20 protein-coding genes and 4 pseudogenes are annotated in these 25,576 nt (G+C 57.8%); 5 read left to right on the top strand and 19 right to left on the bottom strand.

All coding sequences use genetic code 11. The annotated features are described in order from the left end of the window. Nucleotides 1-420: 420 nt before the first annotated feature. The 6 genes from B0G81_RS29215 to B0G81_RS29190 form a co-directional block, all read right to left on the bottom strand. Complete coding sequence (locus tag B0G81_RS29215) at nt 421-621, bottom strand: hypothetical protein (RefSeq protein WP_134140186.1); 201 nt, start codon at nt 619-621, stop codon at nt 421-423. Nucleotides 622-624: 3 nt separating this feature from the next. Beyond that, entirely contained in the window at nt 625-1,293 is a 669-nt protein-coding gene (locus tag B0G81_RS29210; RefSeq protein WP_134140184.1) for a hypothetical protein, read from the bottom strand. Continuing rightward, entirely contained in the window at nt 1,290-1,508 is a 219-nt protein-coding gene (locus B0G81_RS29205) for a hypothetical protein (RefSeq protein ID WP_134140182.1), read from the bottom strand. Before B0G81_RS29205 ends, B0G81_RS29210 begins: the two co-directional genes overlap by 4 nt. Before the next feature lie 125 nt (nt 1,509-1,633). Further along, nucleotides 1,634-2,368: a Crp/Fnr family transcriptional regulator gene (locus tag B0G81_RS29200; RefSeq protein WP_134143237.1), complete on the bottom strand. Its 735-nt coding sequence runs from the start codon at nt 2,366-2,368 to the stop codon at nt 1,634-1,636. Nucleotides 2,369-2,834: 466 nt separating this feature from the next. Next, on the bottom strand, nt 2,835-4,322 hold the full coding sequence (locus B0G81_RS29195; protein ID WP_134140178.1) for a hypothetical protein: 1,488 nt from the start codon (nt 4,320-4,322) through the stop codon (nt 2,835-2,837). Nucleotides 4,323-4,710: 388 nt separating this feature from the next. Then, a complete protein-coding gene (locus B0G81_RS29190; protein ID WP_134140176.1) occupies nt 4,711-6,258 on the bottom strand; it encodes a methyl-accepting chemotaxis protein in 1,548 nt (515 codons plus the stop codon). A gap of 269 nt (nt 6,259-6,527) precedes the next feature. Here B0G81_RS29190 and B0G81_RS29185 point away from each other — a divergent pair, with 269 nt between their 5' ends. After that, on the top strand, nt 6,528-7,628 hold the full coding sequence (locus B0G81_RS29185) for a glycosyltransferase (RefSeq protein WP_134140172.1): 1,101 nt from the start codon (nt 6,528-6,530) through the stop codon (nt 7,626-7,628). 161 nt (nt 7,629-7,789) lie between these two features. Here the strand turns inward: B0G81_RS29185 and B0G81_RS29180 are convergent, their stop codons facing one another. Beyond that, nucleotides 7,790-8,179, bottom strand: coding sequence for a nuclease-related domain-containing protein (locus B0G81_RS29180; protein WP_243856801.1), 390 nt, complete (start codon nt 8,177-8,179; stop codon nt 7,790-7,792). Continuing rightward, nucleotides 8,161-8,379, bottom strand: a complete 219-nt coding sequence (locus B0G81_RS44850) for a hypothetical protein (RefSeq protein WP_243856819.1) — start codon at nt 8,377-8,379, stop codon at nt 8,161-8,163. The genes B0G81_RS29180 and B0G81_RS44850 overlap by 19 nt, the downstream gene beginning before the upstream one ends. 2,820 nt (nt 8,380-11,199) lie before the next feature. On the opposite strand from B0G81_RS44850, the gene B0G81_RS29170 reads away from it, so the two are divergent. Together B0G81_RS29170 and B0G81_RS29165 are read left to right on the top strand one after the other, a co-directional pair. Beyond that, nucleotides 11,200-12,297: an integrase domain-containing protein gene (locus tag B0G81_RS29170; RefSeq protein ID WP_134140168.1), complete on the top strand. Its 1,098-nt coding sequence runs from the start codon at nt 11,200-11,202 to the stop codon at nt 12,295-12,297. 9 nt (nt 12,298-12,306) lie between these two features. Next, nucleotides 12,307-12,675 carry a hypothetical protein gene (locus tag B0G81_RS29165; RefSeq protein ID WP_134140164.1) on the top strand — a complete coding sequence of 123 codons (369 nt, stop codon included), beginning with the start codon at nt 12,307-12,309 and terminating at the stop codon, nt 12,673-12,675. Nucleotides 12,676-12,843: 168 nt separating this feature from the next. Here the strand turns inward: B0G81_RS29165 and B0G81_RS29160 are convergent. From B0G81_RS29160 to B0G81_RS29150, 3 genes and pseudogenes are all read right to left on the bottom strand, one after another. Continuing rightward, nucleotides 12,844-13,868, bottom strand: a pseudogene (locus B0G81_RS29160) (IS30 family transposase). A gap of 1,405 nt (nt 13,869-15,273) precedes the next feature. Beyond that, nucleotides 15,274-15,465, bottom strand: coding sequence for a hypothetical protein (locus tag B0G81_RS29155; RefSeq protein WP_134140161.1), 192 nt, complete (start codon nt 15,463-15,465; stop codon nt 15,274-15,276). A gap of 324 nt (nt 15,466-15,789) precedes the next feature. After that, nucleotides 15,790-16,113: pseudogene (locus B0G81_RS29150) on the bottom strand (transposase); the annotation flags it as partial. A gap of 137 nt (nt 16,114-16,250) precedes the next feature. Between B0G81_RS29150 and B0G81_RS29145 the strand changes: the two are divergent. After that, nucleotides 16,251-17,837, top strand: a complete 1,587-nt coding sequence (locus B0G81_RS29145; protein WP_134140158.1) for a DDE-type integrase/transposase/recombinase — start codon at nt 16,251-16,253, stop codon at nt 17,835-17,837. 68 nt (nt 17,838-17,905) lie between these two features. On the opposite strand, the pseudogene B0G81_RS29140 reads toward B0G81_RS29145, so the two are convergent. The 7 genes and pseudogenes from B0G81_RS29140 to B0G81_RS29110 form a co-directional block, all read right to left on the bottom strand. Then, nucleotides 17,906-18,661: pseudogene (locus tag B0G81_RS29140) on the bottom strand (IS5 family transposase); the annotation flags it as partial. Between the two features lie 329 nt (nt 18,662-18,990). Then, nucleotides 18,991-19,623, bottom strand: coding sequence for a hypothetical protein (locus B0G81_RS29135; protein WP_243856622.1), 633 nt, complete (start codon nt 19,621-19,623; stop codon nt 18,991-18,993). 1,014 nt (nt 19,624-20,637) lie between these two features. Beyond that, nucleotides 20,638-21,105: a hypothetical protein gene (locus B0G81_RS29130; RefSeq protein ID WP_134140154.1), complete on the bottom strand. Its 468-nt coding sequence runs from the start codon at nt 21,103-21,105 to the stop codon at nt 20,638-20,640. Between the two features lie 512 nt (nt 21,106-21,617). Next, nucleotides 21,618-22,316: an NERD domain-containing protein gene (locus B0G81_RS29125; RefSeq protein WP_243856620.1), complete on the bottom strand. Its 699-nt coding sequence runs from the start codon at nt 22,314-22,316 to the stop codon at nt 21,618-21,620. 357 nt (nt 22,317-22,673) lie between these two features. Next, nucleotides 22,674-23,264: a hypothetical protein gene (locus B0G81_RS29115; protein WP_208328564.1), complete on the bottom strand. Its 591-nt coding sequence runs from the start codon at nt 23,262-23,264 to the stop codon at nt 22,674-22,676. Next, the gene (locus B0G81_RS44175) at nt 23,261-23,422 is read right to left on the bottom strand and encodes a hypothetical protein (RefSeq protein ID WP_208328563.1); all 162 of its coding nucleotides are present in this window, start codon (nt 23,420-23,422) and stop codon (nt 23,261-23,263) included. The genes B0G81_RS29115 and B0G81_RS44175 overlap by 4 nt, the downstream gene beginning before the upstream one ends. 373 nt (nt 23,423-23,795) lie before the next feature. Continuing rightward, nucleotides 23,796-24,263 carry a hypothetical protein gene (locus tag B0G81_RS29110; protein WP_243856618.1) on the bottom strand — a complete coding sequence of 156 codons (468 nt, stop codon included), beginning with the start codon at nt 24,261-24,263 and terminating at the stop codon, nt 23,796-23,798. Nucleotides 24,264-24,661: 398 nt separating this feature from the next. Here B0G81_RS29110 and B0G81_RS29105 point away from each other — a divergent pair, with 398 nt between their 5' ends. Then, complete coding sequence (locus tag B0G81_RS29105) at nt 24,662-25,336, top strand: tyrosine-type recombinase/integrase (RefSeq protein ID WP_208328562.1); 675 nt, start codon at nt 24,662-24,664, stop codon at nt 25,334-25,336. Here B0G81_RS29105 and B0G81_RS29100 read toward each other — a convergent pair. Further along, nucleotides 25,337-25,552: pseudogene (locus B0G81_RS29100) on the bottom strand (tyrosine-type recombinase/integrase); the annotation flags it as partial. Nucleotides 25,553-25,576: the final 24 nt, after the last annotated feature.

Genomic DNA, 25,576 nt, shown 5'->3' with positions numbered 1-25,576 from the left:
TACCTGGTCCTTTGAATTGAGGCGAGATTGGATTTATAACGATTCACCTCTTCCGCGATTTACCGAAATCGCCGCGTGAAGCCCGCTAGGCCAATTGCCGAAAAGACACAGAGCCAGCAGCGACGGTAAAACGCGGTGATCGTCGCGCCAAACATCATACTTTACTGGAATCGCGACCAGGCGAAAACGGCGACAACTGAAGCAGACGCCTATAGCGCCGCACCGGACTCCCTAGCAGCACACGTATGACCACGCCGGTTCGAGTTGACGACGTGGAGCCCGCCACGTATGCGACCATGGCAGGGTCGGCGATAGTGCGGATGTAATGCGACGCGGGGTTAGAACTGCGGGCCGCCGCGGAATGGCAGTTTGACAACAAAGCAGACGATTACTGACCTCCGGTGAGACCGCGCATAGTGTTCAATCGTTGGCGAGCGCCTGACCTTTTATCTCCATACGCGTTTTCTTCCGCTCCATGCGCCGCGAGTAGTCGATCGCAGGCTTCTCGATGTACCGATACGTCAGATACGAGAGTACCAAGGTTGCCGGCCACAGTATCGCCAGATGCGCCCAGCCTTCGATATTGGCCAGTGCAATCAGATTCTGGACAGTCGGGTGCACCAGTTACAGCGAATAGCTTATTGTCCCGAGACTTAGCAGCGGCTTGACTTGCATGATCGCTCGCGCGCGTGCTGCATAACAGCCGATGAACAGCAGGTAGGCGACACCCCACGAAATGAACACAGACTGGACTGTCGCGACGTCCGGGCGTTGAAACACGCCAAATCCTACGTAAAGTGCTGGAACGATCGCAAGGATAATCGAGCCCACCAGAATCAGAAACGCCCGCGGGTCGAGTTCACGCGTATGCCGACGATAAAACAGCAAACCTACGACACAAGTCGCCATGATGCGGAAGCGGCCAAGCGGTATCCGCACGTGCAAAACGTATGATGCCACGGACAATGCGAGCAACGCGGCTACCGTGAGCACAGTCAGCAAGACGCTGCGTCGATTCACCCGCACTGCAAACGCCAACGACAGCAGGATATACCAAGCGAACTCCATGGATAGCGTCCACGACGCACTAACGAAGTTGGGTAGATGCGCGTAGTCCTGAACGAAGAAGAGGCGCAACAGAGAAAAATAGCCGAAACTATGTACCGAGCCTGGGGGATAAGCACCGTATCCGAAGATAAAGCCCGAATTCAAACGTGAATACCGCGAGGTAAAGCGGATAAATCCGAAAAATACGATGCTTCCAGAATCTACCCAGTGCATTTGCGCGTTCAAGACTCAGTGGAATGACAAATCCACTGACAAGAAAAAATGTCAGAACGCCGACCAAAACCTGTTGTGATCGAGAACCAGCCCGCGCCCTCGCCGCCATGCTGGAAAATCACGAGGAGCGCAGCCACGCCACGGAGGATGTCGATGAAGGCGTAGCGGCCACCGGAGGTCGTCGCCCGGACCGCATTCGGTAACCCAACTCTTTCCGCTGTCGGCATCAGGGTTCCTCAAGACGGATTGTCGCCGCAGTTTATCTTCGTAGAGTCTCGGGCAATGTACGCAAACACACAAATGCATCGCTACGCGCCGCAACTGTCGATTCGGCTTGCGGATATACCCACCGTCAGCGAGTCGCTTCCATCACGTTGGTACCCGGCAATAACCGGTCGAATTCGCGTTTCACGATCTCATAACATTCGCATGAGCGCGCCTCGAGTCCGGTCCGGTCAAGGATCCGGACACGGCCACGACTGTGATGGATGAGATCGGCGTCGCAAAGCTTGCCGGACGCCTCGGTCACGCCTTCACGGCGCACACCGAGCATGTCGGCAATGACTTGCTGCGTGACTTGCAAATCACTGGTGCCAGAACGATCGATATCGACCAGCAGCCACCGGCACAGTTGCTCGTCCAGACGATGCAGCCTGTTGCACGCCGCAGTCTGTGCGACCTGGGTGAGGAGAGCCTGCATGAACAGCAGCATCGATGAGCGCAGCGTTGCGCAATTGCGCAATGCTTCGCGCAGTGCTGTAGCGCTGATTCGATAAGCAAAACCGCGGCATTGAGCCTGAACGCTGGCTGGCATCGTGTCGCCGCCTGTCAGGATCGGTACGCCGGTCGTGCCATCCCTGCCGATCGCGGCGATTTCCACCGAGCTGCCGTTCTCCATGGTCTGCAGCAGAGACACGATCGCTGTGGCCGGAAAATAGACGGTTCGTATGAGTTCGCCGGATTTCGACAGAAGTTGCCCCGGACTCAATTCGACGAGTTCAAGATGAGGAAGCAGCGCCTCCCATTCATGCGTTGGGAGGGCCTCGAACAGACGGTTGCCACGGCGGTATGACTGAAATGTCGTCATCATTTCCCTCACGTAAGTATCGCAGCCCGCCTTGGTATGGCAGGCCTCGCTCGAATCGAGGAGTCAATGAAGACGCATTGCCCTCATTCGCGCGGTCGGCAAACAGAAACGGTAATGGAGACGATCAAAGCTTCGCATTGGTCATCGCGTTGCGTTCGATGTCGCAGCAGCGTAGCCGCCGAAGAAGGTCGCGCCAATAATCCTGGCGGAATAGCCCGTACGATCGTCGGATTTAAGAGGACTTATTTGCGTCTAGCGTTCGGTGAAGCGCTGGACGCAAACGTCACTTTGCTTCAGATCGAAAAGAGCCCACAGTAGCAGAAGTGTCAACAGCTGATAGTGTGAAACTGCAACATGTCCGGCTTATTAAGGATGTCTATGGGACGAGATAAAGCGGTCGAGATGCATTGCCTCGGCGTCTCGAATCGGTACGTCGGACTGGCGTGTGGTCAGGGTTGCCCGTCCGTTAGCGGCGATGGTCCGCTCGACCGCGACGTGGCCGGCCGCCAGCAGGTGTGTCGTCATCCGCGGTCGCGACCATTTCTGCTTCCTGCGTAACGACCCTCTCGGCCAGCGCTTTCAGAACTCCGGTCAGAATCCGCTTGCCGATTTCATGGTGAAAGATCCAGACGCCATGGATTCGTCCGGTGAATGCGGCCTCGCTCCCAATCTCCGGGTCGGGCCGAAAGCCGGAACCCAGCCCAAACGTGAAGAGTCCGCGTATCACGTTACCGCTGATGTCGAACGGACGGCCGAACTTGTCGACCTCGATGCCGCCCTGACGGAACTGCAGAGGAATCTCCGCCCCTCGATGGTCGACCAGTGCGGACATGCTGGGCCCGTAGCCGGCGCTATGAACCACGCCACATGACTGCGCGAGACTGGTGGCGGCACGGGCGCGTTCCGCTTCGCCGCTGGCGGCATCGATCAATTCGATACGCGGCGTCGTTCCCGCGACCCGGCCGTACGACATCACCGAGCATGCGATCTCAAATGCGCGGTAGCGCAGACCGCTCGAACGATTGACGCGCCGCGTGATCGGGCAAATGTCGTTGACTGGATCGACCGTATATCCCCATGCACGCGCTTCCTCCTCGGTTTCGAAAAACAAGCGGATCGGCGAGCGGTGAATGATGGCGATTTCATCGAGCCCGGCGCCACCAAGGTCAGTTGCAAGACGCTCGGTCATTGTGAACGCGCTGTGCGAGCCGCCGATAATGGTGATCCGGTTCGCATGCCCGGCTGTGGCAGGGACAAACATAGGCGCGAAGGTGTCGACCAGTTGCGTGCTAGTGAGGCGAAGCAGTTCATCCGAGGTGCAAGTGATGACGTTGTTGCCCGGCAATGGAATATCTAGCGTGCGGCACAGATCATCGACCTCTTCAACGCGCTGCGTTCCGCCGAGATTCATCACGACGGTGTCGCTGATCACCGTCCGGCGTGCCGCCGGTCTGCGCGTGTCGTGATAAGCGATTTCGAAGCGGCCGTCCTGGCTGTGGCGAATCGCATCGATTTCGTGTCCGCGCAGTACATCGACGTCGAAATGTTCGACGAGGTGGGCGATGAGTCGCTCGGCCGCCAGCGTGAGCAGTTCGCCGACCTCCGAGAGCAACGGCGCACCGTAGGGGTCGGCGGCCATTTTTTTATGCAACTCGTTGTATTCGCGCAGATCGCCGAACACCTCGTCGAAGCGTTCGTGCTCGAGACACGCAAGGAAAGACTTGGCGACCGAGTTGCCTGTGACGTTCACATAGTCACCGAGTTTGCCTGCTCCGAAGCGCATGCGTCTGTCGATGATCAACAAGCCGTTTCTGGCCACCTCTGCCAGCTTGCCGTTCTTGAACGCGTAGAACAGGAAGCCCATTCCTGCCGGACCGGCGCCGCACAGCACACACGAGTAATCGCTTGGTACGCTGCCGGAATTATCCGGCTCTACCGCTGAGGACCTCTGCATGACTTTGTGGCTCGATAGTTGTCCGCTGTGAATGATGTGCACCCTGTGCGCTGCCGGCCTCAAGGACACTCCTCGAATCGGATTCAACACACAATATCCTTTAAAGCGAAGCATCACTCTGTGCGCTCGCGCACGGACAATATTTCGGAACCTTACTGTAAGGCTTCATTGCAAAATATTCTGCTGTACGGAAGGATTTTCCGGACCGCGATGGCGTCGGCAAAAATGCCTGTAACTAGCAATCGACATACCACTCAGCAAGCTGAATGGTTACACCTATACGCTGATTTTACAAAATCTAACAATTTGGATGTCTGAATTAAATTTCCGCTTGATGCCCGCTGAAAAACGGCGCTCACCAACGAGGCGAGCGCACGCCCCTACGCCATTACGCCATCTGGAACACCGCCACCGCATCCCGCAAAATCGTCGCCTGCTCTTCCAGCGATTTCGCCGCTGCAGCGGCTTCTTCCACAAGTGCCGCATTGTGTTGCGTGACCTCGTCGATCTGCGAGACGGCCTTGTTGACCTGTTCGATACCGTCGCTCTGTTCGAGCGCGGACGCCTCGATCTCGTTCATCACGCCGGTCACACGCTCGACGGCGCTCATCGCTTCGTGAATCGTCTTCTGCGCGTCGGACACGAGAGAGGCGCCCTCCTGAACCTTGGCGGCCGACTCACCAATCAACTCCTTGATTTCCTTCGCCGCCGCGCCCGAGCGCTGAGCGAGGCTGCGCACTTCCGAAGCCACCACGGCGAACCCGCGCCCCTGCTCGCCGGCGCGCGCTGCTTCCACTGCCGCGTTCAATGCGAGAATGTTGGTCTGAAACGCAATCCCCTCGATCATGCCGATGATTTCCGTCACCTTGCGCGACGACTCGCTGATCCCATCCATCGTCTCAGTGACACGCGACACCACTTTGCCGCCACGCGTGACCGTGTCGAGCGCGCCATGGGCGAGACGGTTAGCCTGCTTCGCGTTGTCCGCGTTCTGTTTCACCGTGGCCGACAACTGCTCCATGCTCGCGGCGGTCTGCTGAAGCGCCGCAGCCTGCTGCTCGGTGCGCGAGGACAGATCCGCGTTGCCCGACGCAATCTCATTGGCCCCCTGAGTAATCGCCGTCGTGCTGCCGCGCACTTTCGACACGGTCTCGACGAGCCCGTCGCGCATCTTCGTCAACGCGCCCAGCAATTGGCCCATCTCGTTGCGCGATTTGATCTTGATGGCGACGGTCAGATCGCCGGCGGCGATGCGCTCGAAATGCTTGACGGTGGCGTTGACCGGCTTGATCAACGCCACTGACAAACCGATGCGCGCGGCCACGCCGATCACGAGCGCGATGGCGCCGATCGCGGCGAACAGCAGCGTCGCGATCTGGAAGCGCTGCGCGGCCGTTTGTGCTTGCTGATGCTGGCTGTCGATGCGCGAGCGTTCGAGCGCGTCGATCGCTTTCGAATAAGTGGCGTAAAAACTGTTCGCTGTCTCGCCCTGAATATTGCGGAAGGTATTGAAATCGAAGTCCGCAAGAGCCTTGAATTCCGGCTCGATCGCCTTGTCGACCAGCGCGCTGCGCGCCTGCTCCACAGCCTGTGCGAGCTTCTGCTCGTTATCGTCCGCAAATGGGCCGGCCATGTAATTGCGGAAGTCTTTGTTCGATTCGACCAGCACCTTGTGCGCGGCCGGCAGCAGGTCGTCGGTCTGCTTGCCGACGCTAAAGAGCGTCTGATACGAGCCCAGCGCGAGTTGCACTTGCAGCAGCTTCTCGGAGCTCGCCTTCAAATGCGACAACGCCGCCGCACTACGCTGTGTGTCGTCGAGGCTGCTGTTGGCGAGCTTGAGCGCGCCATAGCCGACACCGATCACTGTCAGCAGGAAAGCGACGAATACGCTGATCACCAGCGTCAGGCCGCCACGAATTGTGATGTTATTTAGCATTGGGTCTCCGGAACGTCTTGCCGATCGGCGGCGAAACGGGTTGGCAGCCGTGCGCGTCTTTTTTTGCGCATGACTTACTCTTCGCCGCATCCAGGTTAACGACCTCGCACGGCCGCTGCTAAATAGGTGGAATCCATGACTGGCGGGCGTTTGCGAGCGACTTTCACCTCACTATCTGGGATCTTCGGACAACCACGCGGCACCGCTGCTTTTCCGGGCATGGTGCGTTTCGTTTGTATAATTCGGCGTCTTCGCTCAGGCCCACTTTCATGCTTAGTTTTGCGCTCGGCTTTCTCGTTTCACTGCTGATCACGCTGTTGATCGTGCGCTACGCGCATCTGCATGAAAAATTCTCCACCGACACCGATCTGGCCGGCGTGCAGAAATTCCATGTGCGCCCGGTGCCGCGTATCGGCGGGGCCGGCATTCTGCTCGGGCTGATCGTCTCCGCCGTGCAGTTGCATCACGCGTATCCCGCCGTGTCGGGCGGCATTCTCGGGCTGATTGCGTGCGGCATGCCGGCCTTTGGCTCTGGACTGGTCGAAGACCTGACCAAGCGCGTGTCGCCGCTTGCAAGGCTGGTCTGCACGATGGCGGCGGCCGCGCTCGCCTATTTCCTGCTGGACATCGCCGTGACGCGCATCAGCGTGCCGCCGCTCGACTTCCTGCTCTCGTACGCGGTGATCTCGTGCGCGGTCACCGTGCTGGCGGTGGCCGCGCTCGCCAACGCGATCAATATCATCGACGGCTTCAACGGACTGGCGTCGATGGTCGCGTTCATGATGTTCGCCTCGCTCGCCTACGTGGCGTTCCAGGTGTCCGATCCGATCGTGCTGTCCGCCTCGTTCATGATGATGGGCGCGGTGCTCGGCTTCTTCATCTGGAATTTCCCGGCGGGGCTGATCTTTCTTGGCGACGGCGGCGCGTATTTCATCGGCTTCATGCTGGCCGAGCTGTCGATCATGCTGGTGATGCGCAATCGCAACGTGTCAGCGTGGTATCCCGTGCTGCTGTTCATGTATCCGATCTTCGAGACCTGCTTCTCGATCTACCGGAAGAAATTCATTCGCGGCATGTCGCCGGGCATTCCGGACGGCGTGCATCTGCATATGCTGGTGTACAAACGGCTCATGCGCTGGGCGGTCGGCACACGTACCGCGCGCGAATTGACGCGGCGTAACTCGCTGACGTCGCCGTATTTGTGGCTGCTGTGTCTGATCGCGGTCGTGCCCGCCACGCTGTTCTGGCGGCATACGCTGCATCTGTTCTGTTTCGTGGTGGTGTTCGCCGCGACGTATGTGTGGCTCTACGTGAGTATCGTGCGATTCAAGTCGCCACGCTGGATGGTGGTCAGGAAGGGGAAACGGTGAGCGCCGATTTCCCCTTCTCGTATCAGTAGTGTTAGACCCGTCTTAGCCTTTGTCGCGCAAGCGGCCCTCCTGGATGCGCTGCCGGTGTTCAACTAGAGCCTCGGGGCGCATGTCTGCATGCTGCAAAATCGCGTCAACTATCGTGCGAACGGGCAGGCGCCCTATCCCCGTGCGCGCAAACTGCTGCTGGCGCACCCGCAGGTGCCGGTAAAGTTCGCTACGTTCAAACAACGCCGCTGGAAGCGGGGGGCCACCATTGCCGTTTCATGCGAAAAAACACCGAGCCCTTCGACGATCCACAGCCGCGGCGGAAGCAGTTTGCGCAAAAACCGCACCGTAGCCGCATTCTGCTTCATTGGCGAGGTGCGCGTGAACCGCCGTCCTTCAACCGTCCTGAGCGTCAACGTGTCGTCGGTCTCACCGTGTGTGACTAGACCAGCCCAATGCTTTGTTTCGACCACGAAGACTCCGAACGGCGTAATCGCCAGATGATCGATTCCAGCAGTCGGAAAGGCGCTCCGCGGTGCATGAATCAGAACGAGACCATCCAATACTGCCCAGTTCTCGCCGCACAAACGCGTGAGTGCCAGCGTAGCTCGGCTGACACCTCCCTCTCTCCTTCTTCCCCCTGCCTCTGGGCAAAGGCCACCTGTGTTTCTCGAACTTCCTTATCAGCCGAATGTTTATCGCTAAAGTTCAGATAGGCATACAGCGCTGCACTCGCGAGCCCGACGATCGTCTGAATCAGCATACTGGCTTCTCCTTTGTTTATGTAGGTGAACCCAGCGTACAGAGCGCCACGGGACGTCAAGCATCAGATCAGGATGGTGAGCCCGGGAGGGAAGCCGCCTTTCTCGCGGTCGACCTTCGTTCAGGATCTCACAGACAGAAATGTGTAGTTGTCCCCGCGCGCGTGCCGCCTTGCAAGTCGCCATGATGTTACGTGAGTGCCTCTATGGCCTTGTCGCTTGCGAGCATCGGTACGTTTGGCCGCGAGTAGGCTGCCGCGAACGCGCATCGGACATGTCTACTCTCGACACTCGACGCAACCACGGCGAGAGGCGCGCCGAGTAAAGCCATGAGCTGACGCTTTTCTGATCCATCGCAAAACCGGCGCCAATGCTCGAGTCTCTCGCACGCCTATTCAAATGTCAGCCGCTGCGTGGACCGGCGATTGATGAGAACCCGCAAATGCTTGCTGCCGAAGTCCAAGGTGTTTGTAAAGCATACCCTCCGGCGCGCAGCGCCTCAAAATCCGCAAATATCTCCGCCACCCGCCGACATTGTGTCTCGGCCGGCACAGGATCCGTGGCTCAAGTGCGCCAATCGTACGGCGACGTGACTCGGCCCAGACAAGCCTGTGGAATTTCCGCCTGAATTCATGCGGCAGCGTGTGGCACGCAACGTACCGTCCAGACGTAAAGAACGTACATGTTCGTTTTCCTGGTATTGAGTCCGTGACTTGGTCGACGCGGCGCCGGCGTCGACCGCGTTCAGCGGCGTGGCAAGCGCGCTGCCGTTTGAGTGCGCTATTTTTCGGGCCGCGCGCGCCACGGGCAAGGAAAATTGCAGATGATGCCTAGCCACCATCGAGGCGCAGTCAGAGATGAAGTTGGAACAGCCGACGCAGCACGCCGCCTCGACAGGGACGGCCGTCAGATGGGGGAATTTGAAGTGACCATACCCAGGGGAATTTGACCGACCGCCGGGGGCTGTGCCATCCAGCACGTACAGTATTCAGCGAGCAAACCGGAGACGTACGGGCGAACGGCTCTGCCGACAGGCCTATCAAAAAATACGGGCGGCTACGGCAGTTCAATATCGATGCGTCGTGGACGCAGGCATGGACATACACCCGCGCCGCTGGTACGCCCGCGGCTCACGGTACGCACGCTATGCCGGACACACCGAAACAGCGGAGAAGCAGCATGGACATCGCAGACCGTCACCTGTACTCAATTTAATGTTTTTGGGGAACACGTTGGATCAAGTATGTGAATCACACAGATGATGGACCGTAGAACGCGCCAACGGTGCAAGCAGCTGATTGCACGATGTTCATCGGTCGTCGCTTCGCCCGAGAGAGGAGTGCGCTGACCACATTGCGGCGATACCATCGGTGCCCGGGATTTCGCACGGCAGCATGCGCCGACGGCCCGCTGGCCGGCACGCGAATCAACCTGTTCCAGACGCTAACCATCTGAGCGCGAAAGCACTGACGTTCACGTGCCCTGCGATATTCAACTTTGCTGCCGCGCGGGAGGAACGACTTTTAGGGCACTGCACGGATCTGCCCCTTTCTCGCTGGAGCACTTCGCGGATGCGGCCACGCTGTTCGCGTCGAGCGTAGCGCCCAACTATTCCCACCGATAACCGCACTAAGACAAGCGGCTGTCACCGAGTGACTACGATCCTGCTCAATGGTTGCTGAGATCTGCGCTAACCGGACAACAGATTCTCGTTCGCCCCCGTTCGCAGTGACTTACGCCTCCAGCCCGTCGATCAGGCAAGCCGGCGCGCCAGAAAGCGCCGCCCAACGCGGTCGCCGACCGGGGCACGGTTTGCGATCGAAGGACACCACACAGCGCTGTATCACAGATCACTCGAAAACGTTGCTTAGGCTGCGGGCCACTTCCGCTTTGCGCGAAATCGGCGCCCCCCCTTTTTCAATCGCTGCAGTTATGTTCTAATGATTGCAGTACCGTTCGCTCACGTCACGAGCATCGACCGTTACACCCCTTGCCGGGGGTTTGGGGGCTTTTTCGCCCAATTTCTATACAAGCGTTGCTCGGCCTCGCTATTACGAACGAAGCAAAGCACTTTGCGAAGTTCGTGTTGGCAGCATCAGCATGAATCGGGCGTTCTCGGCTCAATCAGAGCCACAACTTTTCCCAAAGCAAGAAGTTCCCAGCGTCATTCGCATGGTGACTCTCTCACTCCTTTAGGCCGGCATTCGCAGTCGCGTCGCAACCACTTGTCGTCTGTGCGGCAAGTGACCGCTCGCCAACGGAAACTCCGTGCAACCGTGTCTTTTCAACCTAGCAGGGACCTCTTCCCTGACGCCTACGCCGCAAATACGAGCGGTGCTCATGACGCGGCCATGCCGCCAATGCCTTCCCGATGTCGGGGAAGTATCTTCCCTTTGCGACATACAGCGCGGCATCCATCAAGACAAACCTTGCGATCCACTCATCTCCGGATGAAGGCCCGCAAGCGATCCAATCGCGGCGCCTGTTCCCACAACGGGTGCAGAAGGGGCGTCTTTGTCAGACACCCCCGCTCACCGCTCCCGCATTAACGCAACTTCTCCTCGCGGGCTTCCGCCTTCCATCCAAAACCTCCTTACACCAAAGGCCTATCCGTAACCGGATCCCACAGCTCAACGCATTACCCGGCCCTCTCCCCGAATTCAATCGCTTACGACGCCCTCGCCCCGCCCCTGCCCGGCCCGTCATTGCAGACTTCCGACTTATTCCGGATCGTTCACGAGCTCATCGTGACTTGGGGCCGTGTTCGCCTTCCCCGCGGGCGAACATGAGTTGACATGCGGGTGACAGCCAGGAGCTAGCTAATGAGCATGATGTCGAAGGCCATACACGATTCCGCCGTAAGCAGCAAAAAAGCTGGCGGCAGCTTTGCAACACAGCAGAACAGGCGGTTCGATACAACAGGCCTTTTGCGCTTTGCCAAGCAGGTGGGGGAACTACGCGCATCGGTCAGTGAAATTCCGGAATGGGTGATTCATGCCTACGCCCAATACTGTGTGGCGCAGGGCAAAACAGCGGGCACCCTCGCGAATATATTTTCAGCTGTTCGTGTCACATCGCGCCATGCCGGCCGGAACATTGACGAGGTGTGCAACAACAAGGAACTTCAACTCGTTCGACGAGTACGGAAAGGAACAAAACGGGCCATGAACCCGACCGAAATTGACGATTTGATCTGCAGAGCGAAGCAAATAGACCAAGGGCTTATGCACATGATATCGCTTGCACTGCATCTCGGACTCCGACGCAAGGAGGCGCTGATGTGTGCGCGCGATCTCAGGATGTGGCTTGACGCACTCGTGCGCGGCGATCCCACGCTTCCGCTGATGCGTGGCTCGAAAAACGCAAGGCCGAGGCAAGTGCGGATCATCGAGAGCGAGCGCCCGCGGACGATCGAAGCAATCCGTTCCGCGCTCGCGTACGCTCGCGAACACAATCTCGAATTGATTACTGGCAATGGCAAGACGCTCAAATCTGCGATGAATCGACTCAAAGCATTGCTGCGCCGGGCTGGTATGGTCGGGCCAACCAGCTTTCATTCGCTTCGTTACACGTATGCGCTCAAGAGTGCGCTCGAAATGCTGGAGGCAGAAATGCCCCCCTATGAGGTTCTTGTGGAACTAAGCGAATCGCTTGGACACGGCCCTACCCGCATCCAGATGATTCTTGGACACTACTGCCAGCCGATCAGAGGGAGATTCGAGGGGCATATATCGCTGCAAAATATCGATGCCGATCGTCGCCGCCCGCCGAGCAAACTACCGCGGGCGACAGCGCGCCTTATGGCAAAACGTCAACATGGCACGCTAAGCGGCTATCCTATCGGCCGACCCGACGGGGCGCACGGTTTGGCATGTTGGGCAGACGACGCACTAATCGAAGAGCATTCTTCTAACACCTGAGAGACTTCCATGTCCGATTCCTCATTCCTAGAGCAAGTCAGCCGTTGCGCCGACAAGATCGGATCCAACGACATGATGCGCGCCATCATGGCCAAGGTTTGGCACGAATTTGAACAATCCATTGCTCCGAACTCGTCGTATCCACTACGGCTACGGGACCTGGATGTGCCGTTGCTTGCAGGCTTTGTCGAAGCGCGCTCCAAGCAATGCCTTGATGTTGAGTTACTTCTGCTGGAAATCACCTGCATCAGGATGGTACTACTGGAATCCGGTTTCCTTCACAACCAGCTAAGTGAGCTTAGTGTTCGCGTTAAGCGGCATCGGCTTGCCAATGATGAGAAGGGTAAGTATCGGTTCGCAAAAAAGCTTTGTATCTGACGGCGGCCTCAAAGGTGAAGCGCAACACGGAGCTTGGTAAACGGAGGCGCCAGAGCGAGACGCAAGTTCAAACATGCCGGCGAAGACTTCGAACGGCGAACGGAATTCATCCGTGGTACGAGGCCGGCTATTGAAGGGCGGTTTCAAGGGTGAAGCGCAACAGCGGGATTAATGTTTAGAGCCTTGAGGTTGGCTTGTTGATGCGAGGGTGGCGGCGAAGACCTCGAACGGTGAATGGAAGTTGTGAGTGGCACGAGGTCGACTGTTCAGACTGTCGGCGATGGCGTCGAGTTCGTCCTGACTGTAGACCGAGAGGTCGGTGCCTTTGGGCAGATACTGTCGCAGCAGCCCGTTGGTGTTTTCGCAAGTGCCGCGTTGCCAGGGACTGTGCGGGTCGCAGAAGTACACGTTCACACCGGTTGCGGCAGCGAGTTCTTTGTGGCGCGACATTTCTTTGCCCTGGTCGTAGGTGAAGCTCTGGCGCAGCGGCGCGACAATCGAATTGAGTTTGGCAGAGAAGCCCGCCAGCGCTGAAGCTGCGGTAGCGTCTTCCATCTTTGCGAGCAGCACAAGGCGGCTGGTCCGTTCGACCAGCACGCCGACTGAGGACTGGTTGCCAGCGCCCTTGATGAAGTCGCCTTCCCAGTGTCCAGGCAGCAGCCGGTCTTCGATTTCGGGCGGCCGCACATGAATGCTGACCATGTCGGGAATCTGCCCACGCCGGTCAGTGCCCCGTGTACGCGGCATACGCGTGCTGTGGCCATGGCGCAGGCAGGCAATGAGCTGACGGCGCAGTTCGCCACGCGGCTGGGCATAGATGGCCGTGTAGATGGTTTCGTGCGAAACCTGCTGGGTCGGGTCGGTCGGATACATGCGCTTCAGTGTGCCCGATATCTGCTGGGGTGACCATTTCCACTCGAGCAGGGTGAGAACGATACGCCAGCAGACGCTTTGCAGGCCAAGCTTTGTGGGACGGCGGCCCGCGCCGCGGCGCGCGGCGCTGAGCGCTTCAGCCGGCACCGATGCGTAGCCTGCAGGAGAGCTGTTTCGCGTCAGTTCACGGCTAACGGTGGCTGGTGTTAGCGCCCGAGTATGCGGGCCATGGCCCGCATACTCGAACCCTGCCGATGCAGGCTTGCAATGATGAGACGCTCTTCAGGTTGAAGTTGCTGGTACTGAGTTCTTTCATGCATCGCAACACCTTATACGAAACGGTGTTGCGCTTCAGATTTGAGGCCGCCAAGCTATCGGCGGTGTCATCGAGGTCACCCCGCCTGCAGAGCAAGAGGTCAGTACACTTGAGCAGATACCGGCGCAGCAGGCCGGTGGCGCTCTGTATTTGCCCCGTACTTTGATTTATTGTTAGGATTACTTATGCAGACCTTTGCATCAATAGTGGAGGTAAACTCCTGCGTTGCGCGACATCTCCCTGCCCTGATCGTTCGCGGAACTCCGCCGCAGTGGTGCAGCGATGAGTTGAGGTTGGCAGAGAAGCCCTTGAGCGCGGAACCGGGGGATGCATTGTCCATGAGGACCAGACGGCCGGGGCGTTCGGCCAGCACGCTGACAGAGACGCACTCTTCGCACTGTTGACGAAATCGGCCGGCAATGTCATAGCGTCGCGCAATCCTTCCACTTCCGGCTGGCGCACACGGATGGGCACCGTATTGGGAATCTGTCAGGGGCGTGACCCTCCTTGGCAGCATGCGATGGGTGCGATGGTGCCGCAGGCAGGTGACGAGCTCGCGACGCAGTTCCCCTATGGCGCGCGTAGATAGCCGTCTAGATGGTGTCTTGGGAAACTGCCGGGAAAGACCATCGGGGTACATGCGTCTGAGCGACCCCGGCATCTGCTGGGCCAGCCATTTCCAGTCCAGCAGCGTGAGCACGATGCGCCGGATAATCCTGCGAGTCCAGCTTCGTGCGAATGGTACATGTCCCGCAGCAAGACTCTGATCATTATTAAATTACAGGAATAGAGCCAACGCCAAGTGTTGCTCGGAATATTACTGGCTGGCAGTTTGCGAGAAGTCGCTTCTGTACTGAGATGCCTGATCTCAGTCTGTAGGTATTCGCGATGCGCCGCTTGCTTCCGTATCGGGTTGAGAGCAAAGTCTTGCAATCGTCGAAATTGTTTGCCAGCCCCCTTCAGAAGCAACCGAAACCAGCCGTGAGCACGCAGCGGTGGATTAAAACCCCCCAGGCAAGTCGGATCATAGCGAGGGGCGACGCACTCCCATGCTCGATTTGCTAGTTGAAGACCTGTGATCGACTTTGCTCGCTACCATTCCGCGTGTCGGGGGCGAATTGGGTCATGTGCGCTAGCAAAGCTGGCGTGATGTGACGGTAGCTGGCACTCCAAGCGACGCACCTAATATCGATAGAGGCCACATTCACGCCTGGCTTGCCTTAAATGCGACCTCAATTTCCCGCCGGCAATGGTGCCCTGGTGTCAAGAGCCGGAGAATACGACAGGTGCAATTGACTCGGGAAACGCCTTCACACCTGCCTGCTTATAGAAGGGTGGTCTATTGCAACTCAACGATTCCAGCAAGTCAGCCCCTATCTTCTGCTGCGTCGTGACGCAGGGTTTGCGCGTTACTCGCCAGCTCCCTCCGGAAATGGCGGTACGTCCTTGAGGTAATGCGTCACGCCATCGACGCTCCAATTCGGTCGCTTCACGTCGTAGATATACTCGCGGAATGCCGCCATAGTGATTCTTCCTTGCGCCAGGCAAACGTAATCTTTGTATATGCTCGGCGGATCCGTTTCTGCATCAACCCATTCCATTATTTTCCTCTCTATTGCGCTGGCCCAGTCAAATCTCGCCGCATGACAATGGCCCGTGCCAGATATTATGCCCGATTTCACCGTGACACCACCCTGGCACAAAGTTTTGGAACCGCTATATCCCGAGCGATGTGGATGAAGCTCGACGCTCGGAAGAACTGAAGGCTTAGCAGGCTGCGGAAATACACCCCGGCAGAAGCAACGTCCATCTCGCTGGGCGGTTACCGCCGCAGATTTTCTGCATTGCGAAATTTCAGCGCCAATTCAACTCCATTTTCGACGGCTTGAGGCGCATTTTTCGCTCCGTTACCGCGATTTCGGCTACTACGGACGGACCTGTCCCAGAGAGCGCATGCGCACGAGGTTGTAGGCCGCCATGTTCAACACGAACATCTGGTCGACTTTCTGCAACCCACGCACCATCACCTGACGCATGCGCCCGACGGTCTTCGCCCACCCGAAACCTTGTTCGATCAGCTTGCGCTTTTGCTGCGATATCGCATAGCCCACGCTGTGCGCGATGGCATCGGCCACAGCTGAACGACGACCCGAGGTGTTCTGTGCCACGTGCGGCGTGACCTTCATCTGCTGGCACGCTTCGATGAATTCCTGCGCGTCGTAACCCTTGTCCGCACCCAGCGTGATTTGCGCAGCCGCATCGCGCGCCGTTTGCTGGGCGGCGACAATTATCTCGGCCGGCGCATTGACTCAAGATTTTTGCTACCGGGCGGTACCTGTTGCCTCATGTAATTTGTTACCCGTCAGAATACTGGCGGGGACGACTTATGACGAGGCGGCTCAGCATGACAACACGACGGGAATTGACTGAGGCGGTTGGCGAGCGGTATCGACGATCTGACCGGACGGAGAAACGCCAGATCCTGGACGAATTCATTGAATTGACGGGCTATCACCGTAAGCACGCGATCCGGGTGCTGTGCGGGGAGCCGCAGCCGCAAAGGGCGAAGCCAGGGCCGCAGCGACGCTATGGCGACGAAGTGCGCGCGGCGCTGATCACGCTGTGGGAGGCTGCCGACCGGATCTGCGGCAAGCGGCTGAAGGCGCTCATCCCGACGCTGATCGACTCGATGACACGGCATGGTCACCTGTCGCTATCGAAGGACGTGCGCCAACGGCTCGAGCAGATCAGCGCCGCTACCATTGACCGGCTGCTGCGCGACGTGCGCGAACAGGCCTTCTCCGGCCAGCGCCGGCGCGCCGGCGGAATCGGCAATGCGATTCGCCGTGCGGTGCCGATCCGCACGTTCTCTGACTGGAACGATCCGTTGCCCGGCTACCTCGAGGTCGATTTCGTCGAGCATTGTGGTGGCACCAAGATCGATGGCGACTTCGTGCACAGCTTCGTGATGACAGATATTGCGACCGGCTGGACCGAATGCCTGACCATGCCGTATCGCAGTGGGGCGTTCGTTCTCGAGCACATCGAGCGTGTTAGCCGTGCCTTACCGTTTCCGCTGCGTGGTCTGGATTGCGATAACGATACTGCCTTCATGAACGCGGCCATGCTCGACTTCTGCAAGGCAACGGGCATCGAACTGACGCGCTCACGTGCCTACAAGAAAAACGATCAGGCGTGGGTCGAGCAAAAGAATGGTGCCATCGTGCGCCGGCTCGTTGGCTATGGCAGGCTACGCGGCCTCGAAGCCACGGCAACCCTTGCTTCCCTCTACGAGGTGTCGCGGCTGTACATCAACTTCTTCCAGCCGTCATTCAAGCTGAAATCGAAGACACGTCACGGCGCGAGGGTGACGAAGCGCTATGAGGCGCCCTTGACGCCGCTCGAGCGCGTGCTGCGTTCTGCTTCGGTGTCGGAGGCAACCAAACGCAGACTGCGTGCCCAGTTCAGAGCGCTCGACCCGCTGGATCTCTTACGTCGAATGCGCGAAGCCCAACAGCGCGTCGCTGAATGCAGTGTTTCCGGGGCGGGGCCGACGAAGACAAAAACACCTGATCAAGTTCCACTCGCGGATTTCCTGGCGAGTCTTGGAACGGCGTGGCAGGCCGGAGAGGTCCGACCGACGCATCATCGAAAAACGCGCGTCCCACATGACTGGCGCACCCGGGAAGATCCGTTTGAGCATACATGGCCGAAGATACAGCAGTGGCTCGAATCGGAGCCCGGCATTACCGCGCAAAAGCTCCATGAGCGCCTCACTTCGATGGCTCCCACCATGTATTCCGGCGCGCAGTTGCGCACCTTGCAGCGCCGCGTGAAGGTATGGCGATCGAATCGTGCCAGAGAACTGGTGACGCGGATCCTCGGCGATGCCGACGCGATGACGGCTGGCGCCGCTACGCAGCGCCAGCCGTCATCGCAAAACATTCGGACTGTGACAACTACCCGGGAGTAACATCATCCCGTGAGGCACCGGCCAAAATAGTTGTCGCTGACCGGCCGCGCTGCTTGACGCTGTCTAGTTTGCCGCGCATCGTTGATCATGACCTTGGCCGCTTCACGTTCGGCATGCCCGTCAGCACGACTCACGCGGGCGTTGACCACCAGTCCATGACGGTTGTCAGTCAGCGTGTGGCCCATGTAACGCAGTTCGCTAGCTGTCTTGCCCTTGCGGTAAAGCCGTGCATCGGGATCGGTACTGGATTCGTGCGTGTCGTTGCTTCGCCTGCTACCCCTGAAGCCGCCGTCGCCACTGCCACCGTCGTCATCGCTGTCGTCACTGTCCTTGCGCACAAAGCTCTTGTGCCCCGCCCACGCCTGGATCAACGTGCCATCCACGCTGAAGTGCTCGCCCGACAACCAGTTCTTCTTCTGCGCGATGGCCAGCACTTCGTTGAAGAATTCGACCACCGCGTCGTGCCGGATTAAACGTTCGCGGTTCTTCGTGAACACCGTCGGCACCCAGACTGGATCGTCCATCGACAGGCCGATAAACCATCGAAAAAGCAGGTTGTATTGCGTTTGCTCCATGAGCTGGCGTTCGGACCTGATGCTGTACAGCACCTGCAGCAGCATCGCCCGCAGCAGTTTCTCTGGCGCGATGCTTGGCCGGCCGCCCTTGATGTCAGCCTCATACATTCCGGCGAACAACCGGTCCATCTTCGCCAGCGCCTCATTCGCCATGACGCGAATCGAGCGCAGCGGATGCGAGTCCGGAACGAAATCGTCCAGCTTGCGCACGGAAAACAGACTTTCGGTGAACGTGTCGGCGCCGCGCATGATCTCCTTGGGGGTCGGGTGAGCTTCTCATATCAACGCTTTTACTATCCGTCGCGATGACTTCCGCGCGAGGTATTTCCGCAACCTGTTAGAGCCGCAAAGCGAGCGAGGTGCCGGTGCAGATCGCCAGCCTCTCCCCTTCTCTGTTGGGCCGCAGAGGTGAAGACGCCCGAGCCAAGGGGCTTCGTGATCAAGGTAGCGCTTACGTTTGCGGTTTAGGTATGCCCAAAGCGACAAGGCGCCGAACGCTAGCAGTTGCGAAGACGTTGTGGTTTCTCCGATGTAATTTTGGTGAAACCAGCGCATCTAGTCCTATGTGAAGTCAAGGATCACTTCAAGATCCGAATACCAGCAGGAAGCTGCTTTTCTGATGGACGGTCTTCGGTGAAGGCCTGAGCGACAGCACGCGGTGTCGTACCAAGCACGCGCGCCGCCTTGCGCAGATTGCCGCGATGTTCCGTCAACGCCGACAGCGCCTTGTCATATGTGAGCACGGGGATAGCTGCCCCGCGCCAGGCCTGCACAACGGCGACCTTACGGGGTGCATTGCGGTCACACGATGCATCTGCTCTCGCAGTAGAATTCAGCAGCGCAAGGAGTGTGCGCTTTTTGATCCAAAGCAGAAACTGTCGCCAATGTACGAGTTTGGCTAGGTCGTACCAGCCTGGTTCCTGCGCCGACCACTGAGCAATAAGATAGCTTAAATGCTTACCCTGAAAGTGCCACGGCGTTTGCGGAGCGAAACCACCAGCGCGCAACGCCTCAAAGCCATCCAGAAGTTCCGCCACGCGACGGCATTGTGTTTCGGGCGACACTGGGTAACTGGTGCCAGTTCGCCGATCATACTTCCAGTTGACTTTGCCCCTAACAAGCTTGCGAAATTCGCGCTTGAATTCGCCCGGCAGACTGCTGCACGCAATTACGTACCGGTAATCATATACAACATGCATATTTGTTTTCATTTTTTAATCGATGAGAGATCAATGCGGCGCAACGCGGCGACTTCTTGTCGGTGCGCCGTTTATCATCGTTGCGCGCACCATCGACGAACAGAAAATGCGACCTACGAAACCGACGCAGTCACGACATGGACTTAGCGACCCCAGCTTGCTAGACATCACTTCATCTATAGCAGACGAAGGAAACTATTCGCGGCTTATCGATCAATAGCCCAGATCCTGCCGCGCCACCACAGTTTTGTTGCCTACAGGCTCAAAGCGGCCTCAGCTCGCGGTCGTGTCACTTACTTGAATCAGGCATGGATTCCTTTATCAAACTGGTATTTGCCGGTTTTTTGTCATTGACAAAGTGTTCGCGTTTCACGCGGACGTTAGCTACGTCAGCCCGTTATGCCAGAAGCCCGACTCGAGTAAAACCAACCTGATGCAGGTGGACTCCAACGGTAGCACCTCTACACCCAGACTCCTCTCAGAACTACTTTCGACAAGGTGCACAATCGAAGCCACGATCAGGTTTTCTACTCAAATCGGCGTGATCGAAGGCTGCGCATTGAAATGTCAAATCGCAAGCCAAACGGTGATCGTGATAGCACTTTTCTTGTCGTTGAATCCGCTTTTTACCACCGCAATTTTTCACTTGATGAATGAAGGCTGTCACGCAACCGGTTGCTGTCACGTCGACTAAAAGGTGGCAGCGGTTTGTACGGGAGGACAATGAGTGTTAGCCCAGTTATTGACCGTCCGAGACGATGCCTCTCTCTTCGTGCTGTCATGTTCAATACGCAATTGCAGTTCTCCCATGCGAGGCCACGTCAGTTCGCCGCAATGCAATTGGCGACCTCCTGAAATAGTGCACACCAGGCTCTGGCACACCGCGGCGGGGACTAAATATGCGGGAGGATGGTCACGATGCCGCCCAGGAAGGCGCGGTACTGTGACCATCGATCAGTCTGGCATCGCTGCCTTCCCCCTGCGTGTCAGCGCCGCTGCGGTATCGACCGACTGCGGCGCGCACGTTCACAAGCTTTCAACAGCAAAGCATCGATGCCCAACAACCAGAAGTACTATTGACAAAAAACAAAGGGCGATGGGTTCGCCAAGAGATTTCACGCTCAGCGTGGGAGCGGTTGCAATTTCCAAACATGCTCCAATTAAAGCCAAGGCGCTAAGCATATATGCAAATCGCCCGTTAAGTTTTCGTTGGCCAGCGGACTGACGGAAAAACCGCGCGACGTTAAAGCCCCTCGTACGAACAACGGCGTTGAAATCGATGAAATACCCGCGCCCGGAATCGTGCTTCACCGCAAATCGATCGCCACCGCACTCAGCAATGAATAATTTTTGCCGATCGCATTGGTCCAGGACCTCCAAAAGCAATGACAAGCGTGGTGGCAACGTAACCTGCGCTGATTCGGTGTTTAGTAGAACACGATCAGTAAGTATGGTCCCACCGTCATAAGACACTTCAACATCTATTAACTTCATGGCTACCCCGCTATTAAATGGTTGTAGGATTTTTCGTAAAGCCAACCGCCTAAGACGCTTAAAAAAACAGAATAAAGTGCCACGTCATAAGAAGCAGCCACTTTCCGACGGCCAAAAGTTGCAACCTCTAACAAACATAGGTCGGTCGCCGAGTCGAGGTCTACATCCAACATTGGTGGCAAGAGAGAAAAGGTCTTCCAAGAATCGTACGATCCGTTCCAGTCGATGCGTTGAAAACGCGGTGTGTAAGGGAACTTTAGCGCCCTGCACATGACGCTCCACGCAGAAAGCTAAGAAAAATAGGGGTCTTTCCTCAGTCAATGGAATAGCAGTTGTCGCTTCCGGCATGCTCGGTACAACGACCGATACAATCATCGGGCGTTTTACTCGGGCGAAATCGACCGGACCGGAAGATTTGCTGGTTTTATGTTGGTGCCCGCAACGTCCGTTCAGCGTTGGCGGACACGTCCAGCACATTTGCTCCCCATTGCCCTGAGCAACGTCTGGCAGCCTCAGATCTTTCCCCAATCCGCGCAACACGATTGCAAATGCGCGGATATTCTGTCGGTGTCAAGATATTGGGAGTGCTGTTCGCGAAAACGCTGCAACCGCGTTCGCATAAAATGATGCAACTCAACCTCTTGAAGGATAGTTTCCGGTAACGCGGGGTCGAGCACACAATGCAAGGCAGAAAATACGGCAACGCATTCAACAGGGCAATTGTAGGCGCCGAGTGTCACGCGCAAGTGTCGCAGCGCGGGCTTTGCCCTGCGCAATGGAGATGTCTGGACGGAAACAATGCCGAGCTTTTCATGCAAAAGAAGCTCATCCGCATTCGCTGAGCATCTTACCGTGCCCATCCAGTCGTATCGATTGATGGCAAACGCTCCGAACGCGGAGACAGCAAGGCAATCCACCCACGTTACGGGATTGCGCGTGCCTGGCGCGTGCTCCAACAGGACTCCACGGCGTATAACGAACGCACTGTCGGTCATCGCCCTTAGCACCGAAGAAACACGTTTCGCTAACGGAGAACATAGCCGACGTCGCTGCGCCATCCATCCGGCGCGATCATCGTCCAGCCGCCTAGAACCCGTTGTTGGTCTCTCGGGGCATACAGCAATATCGAATGCGTTCTCGCGCGCAGGAGAAAACAACGCCTTAGCTTTTCCCATATATTCTCCTTTTGTTGGCTGCAGTATCGATGCCATGAGCTTGCCAGTTACGGGTAGAAGTCAAGGTAATGGCACGACGAGAGGGGCATCGGGATGCCTGCACGTTGGCCGGGTCAACTTGCACCGAGGCAGCATTTGAGCGTTTATTCCGCAATGCGCGGGAGCTCAAACCTAAGCCAAACCGGATTGTCGGTATGACGTATGCGAAGGAGGCAGGATTGGGGAAGAACGGCGGCGGATTGCAACCGGTGCATTGTTGGAAAGCAGAAATTCATGGAGATGCAATGCCTGCGACTACAAGGCTGAGCGTGAAAACGTCGGCGAACATCCTGTATTATCAGAAAGGAACCTATCCGTGATTTTGCTGGCGGGGCATATCACGAGAGGTAAAAGTCATGGATATGCCAATGAAGAAAAAACGTACCGTCGCCTCGCAGGCAGCGGCCCGAGGGCGACCTTCATGTTGCCGACCGTGTCGGCAAATTTGAAGTACGTCGATCCTTCCTTGTCGAACACGGCTTCAAGGCCTGCGGTGTTCCTCGCGTCAAATCCGTAGATGAGGCCGGCAACGCGCGCCACTTCAACGCTGTCGGAGCCATTGGACACAACAAACCGGTCCGCCCGGTTAATCGTCACGACATTGCTTGAGTCGTCCCAGTTTGGCTTGAGGGAGTACCCCTCCATGCCCCGAAAGACGAGCTCTTTTGCAGGCCTTTGTGAGAAGCGGATCTGAATGTGCGTGTCTTCGCCGTCCCGGATCGCTAGCGCACCGAACCTGGCGGCGAGACCACCGTCCTGCGGCTGCACTTTGTCGCCCGCGCTGACGACTACTCCCGACGCGGGCAACACGCTTGCTGCCGCTGTTTCCATCGCAGACTGCACAGGCGCGGCGCTTGCCACATAGTTCACCCCGGTCGATTTGGCGGCCGCGCGACACAACGTCACGTGGTGCGCGGTGAAATCGACGTCAGCGTAGAGATTCACTGCCCCAGCAGGCGGTCGAGCGACTGCATCCAGTTCTCGCCGTCTCGGGTTGCAAAGCTCTGCGCATTCGTCAGGTCGACGTCTTTTTGCGCCGAGCCGCTCCAACCTTGCGGGACCAGCGACTTGGCCATCTGCGCAAGCGGCAACGTTGCACTCATCGGACGCGTCGTCTCCAGACTGGGTCGCGGACCAATCAGTGCGAGGCGGTTCTCCCGCAATCATCGCTGCGTTGAACGAGTTAGCGTCAGCAGGTTTTTTGGCATTCGCCGCCGTCATTTGCAATGCCGTCGCCGCAAGCAGAACGAGAACGCCGAGCGTCGGACGGTGATATCGGGAGGTCATCCTGGTCAACCTCCACAGGTCCGCTCAAGGCGGAAAAACGGAATGTAATGGCGAAAGGATTTGCGGTGAGTGCCGCGTCGGCGATTGGCGCCACGATCTGTAGCGAAGCGTCAGCGCATACGACTTCACGTCGGGCTTGCCGGTCGCGCCCGCCTGCGAGGTCGTCGTTGTGAACTCAACGAGAACTGTCTAATCTTCAAGCAGCGCGATGTTGCGCATATTCACTTCGCGGATCAGCTTGGGATTTGCGGTGATCTGCTGGAAAGGGGCGTCATCGCGCAGCCAGCTTTTGAACTGGTCGGTTGCAGCCCCAATCATCTGGGCCTTCGAGTGATGTTTGACGACATGCGCGACGTCGTCAGGCTGTCGATCAGCACCGGCTCGATTGTGAACCAGCGCACCGCCATGTCGCGCATGCTCGTGCGCACAGCTTGCGAATCTGGCTTGTAGGCGATGAGCTCGGTGACTACGGGATGACCGCTCGCGTCCGCCGACACACCGACTACGCGCGTAACCGACGACGGCGGCTGTCGAGTCCAGACCCCCTGCAGCAACGGCAGCCGAGGCGAACGCGATGAAAATCCAGCGATTGCTCTCGACCTTAAGCCGCGTGCTCGTCTCGAAAATGACTTTCGATGGATCTTCCTCGGCATACATGCCGGGGCCGTGGATAGCGCGGCCTGCCGCTTGTTCCTGAAAATGCGCATGGCAACCCTTGATGAATGGCTACCATTGAAACAATTTCTAACCAGGCTTTTGAGGCGAAAGGCACAGATATTCAACTGCCTTTTCAGCAACACGTCGTTGGCGCTTTACGCCTCTCCAAGCGCTGCCGTGTAACGCGTTACGGGTCTAGATGCGAAAAGGCCATCAATTTCGCGCATCATTCCGAGGAAACCACCGAAGGCCCTGTGTTACCGGTTGTACACGTGAATCACCCATTATTCCCTTGGTCTATAACTGGTGATCGCCGGCCGCCACCGTTTCCCGTTTCCGATCAATGGGTTATCTCCAGTCCGGCCGTCCAGGATTTTTAACGCGTTATACGTGTACACGTGCTACGCGAACCGCTGACGCTTAAGAGCAGCCTTGATGCCTCCCGAAACCTCTCTCGCACGTTCGACGTTTCGAGCCGGCACACCATCCGCAGTTACCGGGACGCATTGGTCTTCTTCCTGCGTTTCGTGTCCAACGACAGCAATCGGCGCCTCGAAGACCTTGGCCTCGAAGCCTTCACCGCCGAACATGTGACGCGCTTCCTCGCATTCCTCGAGGTCGAGCGCCACAATGGCATCTCCACGCGCAATGCGCGGCTGGCCGCACTTCATACGTTTGCGCGCTTCCTCGCGAGCGAGTCGCCCGAGCATCTCGCAGAGTTGCAGCGCGTGCTCGGTCTTCCGTTCAAACGGGGAGGTCGCAATGCGTCGATCGAGTATCTCGAGGCGGCGGAAGTCGAGACACTGCTTCGGCAGATCGACCGCTCAACCGAGGTAGGCCGACGCGACTATGCGTTATTCGCGCTGATGCTCAACACCGGTGCTCGTGTTCAGGAAGTGCTCGATCTCAAGCTGAGCGATGTAAGGACGGAGCCACCCTATCAAGTACGGCTGCACGGCAAAGGCGGCAATTATGACGATCTCGCGATTATGTTCAGCTCCACGTCACGAACACCCGATCGCCGTGCTGCGATTGGCTATGCAGTGAGGTCGTGGCGTGGATTCTGCGCATAATTACAGGCTTTCAAGGAACTGCATCAGCCGGTCGGGCGGTCGATACCGCGGGTTTTTACTGTGAGGTGGCTGCAAAGCATTGAGCGCGCGCTCCTTCATCGCGAGATTGGCCTCGACGTACATGTGAGTTGTGGCCGGGCTTTCGTGTCCAAGCCACAGTGCGATGACACTCAGGTCAACTCCTGATTGCAGCAGATGAGTCCCGGTCGAGTGGCGCTTATATCTTGCACGATATTAGCG

Source organism: Paraburkholderia sp. BL6665CI2N2, assembly GCF_004366535.1.
Classification (GTDB): domain Bacteria; phylum Pseudomonadota; class Gammaproteobacteria; order Burkholderiales; family Burkholderiaceae; genus Paraburkholderia.
This window is presented reverse-complemented; position numbering and strand designations above follow the sequence as displayed.

Excerpts from the sequence above, each read along its gene's own strand:
- B0G81_RS29205 (WP_134140182.1), bottom strand. The coding sequence starts at position 1,508 with ATGCCGACAGCGGAAAGAGTTGGGTTACCGAATGCGGTCCGGGCGACG.
- B0G81_RS29200 (WP_134143237.1), bottom strand. The coding sequence starts at position 2,368 with ATGACGACATTTCAGTCATACCGCCGTGGCAACCGTCTGTTCGAGGCC.
- B0G81_RS29195 (WP_134140178.1), bottom strand. The coding sequence starts at position 4,322 with ATGCAGAGGTCCTCAGCGGTAGAGCCGGATAATTCCGGCAGCGTACCA.
- B0G81_RS29190 (WP_134140176.1), bottom strand. The coding sequence starts at position 6,258 with ATGCTAAATAACATCACAATTCGTGGCGGCCTGACGCTGGTGATCAGC.
- B0G81_RS29185 (WP_134140172.1), top strand. The coding sequence starts at position 6,528 with ATGCTTAGTTTTGCGCTCGGCTTTCTCGTTTCACTGCTGATCACGCTG.
- B0G81_RS44850 (WP_243856819.1), bottom strand. The coding sequence starts at position 8,379 with ATGCTGATTCAGACGATCGTCGGGCTCGCGAGTGCAGCGCTGTATGCC.
- B0G81_RS29170 (WP_134140168.1), top strand. The coding sequence starts at position 11,200 with ATGAGCATGATGTCGAAGGCCATACACGATTCCGCCGTAAGCAGCAAA.
- B0G81_RS29165 (WP_134140164.1), top strand. The coding sequence starts at position 12,307 with ATGTCCGATTCCTCATTCCTAGAGCAAGTCAGCCGTTGCGCCGACAAG.
- B0G81_RS29155 (WP_134140161.1), bottom strand. The coding sequence starts at position 15,465 with ATGGAATGGGTTGATGCAGAAACGGATCCGCCGAGCATATACAAAGAT.
- B0G81_RS29145 (WP_134140158.1), top strand. The coding sequence starts at position 16,251 with ATGACGAGGCGGCTCAGCATGACAACACGACGGGAATTGACTGAGGCG.
- B0G81_RS29135 (WP_243856622.1), bottom strand. The coding sequence starts at position 19,623 with ATGAAAACAAATATGCATGTTGTATATGATTACCGGTACGTAATTGCG.
- B0G81_RS29130 (WP_134140154.1), bottom strand. The coding sequence starts at position 21,105 with ATGAAGTTAATAGATGTTGAAGTGTCTTATGACGGTGGGACCATACTT.
- B0G81_RS29125 (WP_243856620.1), bottom strand. The coding sequence starts at position 22,316 with ATGGCATCGATACTGCAGCCAACAAAAGGAGAATATATGGGAAAAGCT.
- B0G81_RS44175 (WP_208328563.1), bottom strand. The coding sequence starts at position 23,422 with ATGAGTGCAACGTTGCCGCTTGCGCAGATGGCCAAGTCGCTGGTCCCG.
- B0G81_RS29110 (WP_243856618.1), bottom strand. The coding sequence starts at position 24,263 with ATGTATGCCGAGGAAGATCCATCGAAAGTCATTTTCGAGACGAGCACG.